At 32.0% G+C, this 2603-nt stretch carries 3 protein-coding genes; all 3 read right to left on the bottom strand.

Translation table 11 applies throughout. The features are described from left to right. Positions 1–183: 183 nt before the first annotated feature. Positions 184–417, bottom strand: coding sequence for a hypothetical protein (locus V7266_RS30595; protein ID WP_335473040.1), 234 nt, complete (start codon positions 415–417; stop codon positions 184–186). A 186-nt stretch (positions 418–603) separates the two neighbouring features. Continuing rightward, the gene (locus tag V7266_RS30590; protein WP_335473039.1) at positions 604–870 is read right to left on the bottom strand and encodes a hypothetical protein; all 267 of its coding nucleotides are present in this window, start codon (positions 868–870) and stop codon (positions 604–606) included. Between the two features lie 610 nt (positions 871–1480). Next, a complete protein-coding gene (locus tag V7266_RS30585; protein WP_335473038.1) occupies positions 1481–1648 on the bottom strand; it encodes a hypothetical protein in 168 nt (55 codons plus the stop codon). Between the last annotated feature and the right edge of the window lie 955 nt (positions 1649–2603).

Genomic DNA, 2603 nt, shown 5'->3' with positions numbered 1-2603 from the left:
GATTACACATTCCTCACTATGGGTTGTTATTCCTATGGATTATTTTCGTAAAATTCTTAGCTTTTATATTGTCTTTGTTTACAAATATCTTTTTAGATTAATTCTTCCAGGGGATTATTGAAGTGAGGGCTGCCAAAACGGCAGCCCTTTGTTATTAAGCTGTAATTCATATTATTTCGGACATTATTGAGTCAAATTATGAAGTAAAAGAGCTAATGAATGAAGCAGATCTTTCAAGATAGCAGGATTAAATATGGTTAGAACACCGATTGGAATCAAAAGTAAACCAATGATCCAACAAATTGGTGCAGCTTGATAAGAATATTGATCCCCGTAATTTAAAATGAAATAGCCAAATAGTATGAATAGACATCCAATTATGATTACAAATAACGATGCGATCACATAATTTACCAACCTTTTCCTCATTTTATTATTCAAATGCTCGTTAGATGAATAATAAAATAAGGAAAAATTAAATGACTCAAACGGTATTGTCTACCTCATATACAACTTCATATATTGCCAAGAGGCTTTCAATTAGTCCAACGCCATGTTTGACACCTATGCATAATAACAAACAAAACCAAAAAAGGACACCAGCTAAACTGATGCCAAAATACTTGAAAATATATTCAAAATAGCAGGATTAAATGATGTACCAATTCCTAATAACACCAATAAAAAGCCTAGGACCCAAAAAAGTAATCCTATTATAAGAAAGTTTGGATTAAAATTTACGATATCTGACAGTGCCTCTAAAAAAATTAGCCAAAACGGTTCATCAGAATCATCCATCTGCCAAAAGATGATCCATCCTATCAGGATAGAAAGAAATCCCAATAAAAAGAAAATAAATGCTCCGTGCACATATTTCACCCACCTTTTTGTTATTTTATTAATTACTTGCTTGTTAGATGAATAAGAAAGATATATAAATTTTTAAATCTGAATTTAGCAAAGGTAAGAGGGTGGCTTGAAAACAACAGAGGAAATTTCCATCAGTATTATTGAGGAAATCATTGAAGTAAACAAGGAAAAAAAGCTTATTAAAGTGAAACAATGAAACTTTTAAGTAGAATTGAAGAAACTGGATTTTTACATAATCTAAGAAAGAGAATGTTTCGAAGTGTCGGGTGGCTTCCATGTTGGGGTTAAAAGAAGGATTCGCACGAGTGGGATATATTATGAATCAACCCTATAAATATATGGATTAATATAGAGACAATGAGAGTCAAATTGGCTATGTATTGAAGGAAAAAGTATTAAGTAAAAAGAATAAGGTGGTCTCAAGTAGTGAATTACAGTCTTGGGAGAGATCTCTTCCCCAAATGGCGAGGGTCCTGCGTGATGCTGACTTAAAAGAGGACACACATGTTTTATAAGAATATAAACTGCCTTCTACTGAGAAAAGGATTTTTGACTCAAATTGCGAAAAAAATGAACTGTACTATGAAGACAGTTTAATTAATAAGTATTTTTATTTTTTAAGAGGGGAAATGACATTGTTATAAAAAAATCTTTCCCATTTAGCCAACAAACTGTTTCCATTTTCACCACGTTGTATTTTCATTTCGTGGTTCTTATGAACTTCTGCTATTCGTTTATTATGTTCTTTATGCCATTGATGGAGAGCAACTTGTTTCATTTTTATTCTCCNNGTTGAAAATTACAAAGTAAATTTAGCCACAAAATTTGACATAAAGATGTGTTATGGGTGTCTTTATTTAATTAAAGTGCTAACATCACTTTCGTCAATGAAATTGCCCTTTAAACATTGATTAAAACAGGGGCTGTCCCAATTATATGCCCTTTTCTCCTTGTACTTGATGCACAAGGAGAATTGGATCCAATAATGGAAGTTACAATGGCGGACGTAGTGTCTTAAGATGTAAGCAATGGGCCAAGCTGATGCAGGTTGCCTACAACTCCGCTACAGATGACCTTACAATTCCTGAAAATGAATATGAATTAAAGGGGGGTGAGTCCGATTTTGGATAAGAAACATAATATTATTATGTAAACTAAATGCAGCGAATTTGATCCTCAAATTACCTTTTTGAATTACTCTTGTTCATCATATAAAAGAAATAGATTATTGGCTTAATTTGGCCTATTTCTTGGAAGAACGAGGCATTCCTTTGGCTATGGTCAACCCGATGCACTTCAAACGATATCTTGCCAACCAACATTTATCCGGCTAATTCTATTACCTCCATAGAGCAGATTTGTTTATTAGGACAATCGAAGAAACAAAATCATCAAATTATTAATCTAATTATTTATATTAGAATAATCAGTACGGTTTTCGGAAAACTTTCTTAATTAGCCAGGTTAAAAACTTTAAATACCATATNNATAAGGGATTATTATTAATGTAGTTATTTCACAGCGGATTAGTCGGATAAAGATTAGATTGTTAATTTCCTATTAAATTTGTAATTCATTATAAATGCCAACTAGGCAACTAGAGGCTCTTAGTTCCAAGAAATTATATTGGACTAGGAGCCTTTTTTATGAGATGTAAAGGTTATGTTGAGAAAAGTTATAATAATCAATTTTAAGGAAAGGTGATTGAAAAAATGCAAAACGCAATTAATTTT

The organism is Neobacillus drentensis (assembly GCF_036965645.1).
In the GTDB taxonomy this organism is placed as follows: domain Bacteria; phylum Bacillota; class Bacilli; order Bacillales; family Cytobacillaceae; genus Neobacillus; species Neobacillus drentensis_D.
The sequence above is the reverse complement of the archived record's forward strand: the minus strand, read 5'-3'. Positions and strand labels throughout refer to the sequence as shown.

Coding starts and splice junctions, on each gene's coding strand:
- V7266_RS30585 (WP_335473038.1), bottom strand. CDS start 1,648: ATGAAACAAGTTGCTCTCCATCAATGGCATAAAGAACATAATAAACGA.